Raw genomic sequence first — 3,421 nt, 5'->3', positions numbered from 1 at the left:
CTGGCGGTCGGCGGCCTGTACCTGGCTCCGGCTTCCGCGGGGAACGTCTGCCTGGCGGGAACGGGCGCCGGGGCGGAGTACGTGGCCATCCCCGTGAACCTGGACGGGAATCCCGTCGCGCTCGGCGTCACGGGGGCCGGGATCATCCCCGTGTCCGGCGCGCCCTCCCCGTCTCCCGCGCTCGCCCTCGGCGGGCTCGCGTCCGCGCCTGCGCGCGGCGCGCGGTGGGAGGACGCGCTGCGCACGCGGGAGCACCGCGAGCTTTCCCCGCGCATGCAGTCGGCGCGCGCGGCGGGGCGGGGGATCAGCCGTGTTATCACGCCGGGCACTCCCGCCGTGGGCGCGCTGATGAGCTTGAACGTGGAGACGGACAACCTCTGCTCCACCAACGACCTGCGCACCGGGCGCGTCACTGCCGTCGGCGACCGGATCATCGTCCTGGCCGACACCGCCAACCCCTCCGGCGGGCTGACCGCGGCCGACTACCAGGCCGTCGCAGACAGCTTCGACGCCGTGGTGCACCCCGTGGTGACGGCCAACATGGGGACCCCGGCGGATCTGGACGCCAACGGGCGGGTGGTCGCCTTCTTTACGCGGGCCGTCAACGAACTGGCGCCCCCCGGGGCGGCGGAGTACACCACCGGCTTCTCGCTGCGCCGCGACCTGCTTTCCACGACGATCTGCCCCACCAGCAACCGGGGCGAGCTGATCTACCTGATGGCGGGCGACCCGTCCGGAACGGTGAACGGCAACGCCCGCACGTCCGCCGCGGTGCGAGCCGTGACGCTGAGCACGCTGGCCCACGAGTACGCCCACCTGACCAACGCCTCCCGGCGGCTGTACATCACCGGCGCGGCGGAGTTCGAGGAGCCTTGGCTGGACGAGGGGCTGGCGCTCGCGGCGGAGGAACTGGTGTTCTACGACCGCGCCGGCCTGGCGCCCGGGGCCAACCTGTCCGCCGCGGAGGTGATGGACGGCGGGAATCACCAGGCGTCGTTCCTCAAGTACGCGTACCCGCTGTTCGCCCAGTACCGGCGCGCCCTGCTGGCTTCGGAATCGACAGGATTCTTTTCGTCAGCCGGGAGTGCGGCCACGCGCGGCGCGGCCTGGGCCTTCCTTCGCTACGCGGCGGACCGGCGGGGCGGCTCGCAGGCCGCGTTCTGGTCGGCCCTGGTGGATGGCCGGGTGAACGCCGGCGACCCCCCGACAACGGGGATGACGAACGTGGCGCGCGCGATCGGCGCGGACCCGCGGGGGTGGATCCCGGACTTTGCCGCGGCCGTGTACGCCGACGACGCGGTGGCCGGCGCGGGCGCGGCCTTCCGGTTTGCCAGTTGGGATTTCCGCGGCCTGTTCGGCGTGCTGGACTTTGCCGCGGCCCCGGGGTGTGACTGCGCCTTTCCGCTGGCCACGCGCAATCCCGCCAACGGGATCAAGGACAGCTTCACGCTCGTCGGCGGAGGCGCGGCGGGGTACCTGCGCCTGGGCGTCGCGCCCAACGGGTACGCGGGCGTCACGGTGCGGTCCGGCACCAGCGCTCCGCCGTCCACCACGCGCCTCGCCATTCTTCGCCGCCGCTGAAGGCGGCCCCGCGCATGAACCGCCCGCCCGGCAGCACGCCGGGCGGGCGGTTCTGCTTTCCGGGCCCGGATAAGCCGTTGCCCTGCAAGCGTCTGCGCGCACCCGGGCACCCGTTGACCGAAACATCTGGCGCAACTACATTTGGCGGTTCCCCGCCGCGGACCTCTCCCGACCCCTCTGCGCGGCACTGCCCGTCAACGCCGACCCCTTCTCTCCGGACATGATTCGATCACCGCGCCTCGCCGGTGCCGGATTGCTGCTGGCCGTTCTCGCCGCGTGCGACCAGAACGGCGGCCCGCTTTCCTCCGACGTCCGCACGTCCGTACCCGAGAACATCGTGGCGCTGGACTGCAAGGTTTCCGTGAAGCCCGCCGCCAGCTTCGGCTGCGCGCCCGCCGCGCCCTCCACCGGGGCGAACCCGGTGCTCACCGTGGGCAACCAGAACGTGTACGTCAGGCTGGCCGCCAGCAACCTGGTGTTCGACGCCGGGACCGGCATCTTCAGCTTTGACGCCACCGTGCAGAACCTGCTGGCGCAGGCGCTGGGCACCACCAACGGCACCACGCTCGACACCAACGGCGTTCAGGTCTTTTTCCACTCCGGCCCCACCTCCACGGGCGCGGGCTCGGTTTCGGTGCTGAATGCCACCGGCACGGGCGACTTTACCGGGACGGAACAGCCGTACTACCAGTACGACGCCATCCTGGCCAAGGACGTGGTGTCCAGCCCCAAGTCCTGGCAGTTCCAGGTCGCGGGGGGCGCCACGGATTTCGTGTTCAAGGTGTACGTGCGCGCCGCGGTGCAGTATCCCGAGGGGTACGTCACCCTGTCGCAGCGCGGGGACACGCTCGGGACGGCCGACACGGTGCGCATCACGCACGTCGTCAACAACGCGGTGAACACGCCGCTGGCGGACCAGGCGGTCACCTGGTCCAGCAGCAACACGGGCGTGGCCACGGTGGACGGCAGCGGGCTGATCACGGCCGTGGCGCCCGGCTCCGCCATCATTTCCGCGGTGCAGGGTGCGCGCACGGGGCAGATGACGGTGCGGGTGTGCACCAGCCTGGCGGTGGGCGCGGTGTACACCACCGGCATGCCGGGCGCCTCGTCGCTGTGCCTGGCGGGGGGCGCGGAATACACCTACATGCCGGTGAACCTGTCCACCTCCAGCGCGCTGTCGCTCGCGCTGACCGCAACGGGCGTGGGCAGCGTAACCGGCCCGCCCAGCCCCAGCATCGCCGCGGGCCAGGGCTCGGGGCTGAACCTGGAGGCGCCGCGGCCGAACGACGACCTGCACATCGCCATGATGGAGCGCGACCTGCGCGACGTGGCGGGCGTGCTGCGCAACCCCGCGGCCCGCGTGAACCGCTCCGGCGGCTCCGGAACGCTGCGCCGCAACGTGGTTCAGGGTGTGCCCGCGGTGGGCGACCTGATGAGCCTGAACACCACCAGCGGCTGCAGCGGAACGCGCAACGACCGCACGGGCAAGGTGATGAGCGTTGGCCAGCACGTGGTGATCGTGGCTGACACCATGAACCCGGCGAACGGCTTCACCGCGGCGCAGTACGACAGCATCGCGCTGGAGTTCGACACGCTGGTGTACCCCACCGACTCCACCGCCTTCGGCACGCCCGCCGACATCGACAGGAACGGCCGGGTGGTCGCCTTCTATACGCGGGCGGTGAATGAGCTTACACCGCCGGGTTCCAGCTCGTTCGTGGCCGGGTACTTCTCGGCGCGCGACCTGTTCAGCTCGGCGGTGGGGTCATGCACGCTCAGCAACGAAGGCGAGATGTTCTACATGCTGGTGCCGGACCCCACGGGCGTGGTGAACGGCAAC

Annotated in this window: 1 protein-coding gene and 1 pseudogene; both read left to right on the top strand. The window is 71.4% G+C overall.

Annotated elements, in window-relative coordinates; genetic code table 11:
* Nucleotides 1–1,581 (top strand): annotated as a pseudogene (locus VF665_RS07600) (hypothetical protein); the annotation flags it as partial.
* Between the two features lie 220 nt (nt 1,582–1,801).
* A partial coding sequence (locus VF665_RS07595; protein ID WP_331052807.1) for an Ig-like domain-containing protein occupies nt 1,802–3,421 on the top strand: 1,620 nt, incomplete at its 3' end.

Origin of the sequence: Longimicrobium sp. (assembly GCF_036387355.1) — a bacterium.
Lineage (GTDB): Bacteria > Gemmatimonadota > Gemmatimonadetes > Longimicrobiales > Longimicrobiaceae > Longimicrobium.
Note: the sequence above shows the minus strand (reverse complement) of the source record. Positions and strands in the feature narration are given on the sequence as shown.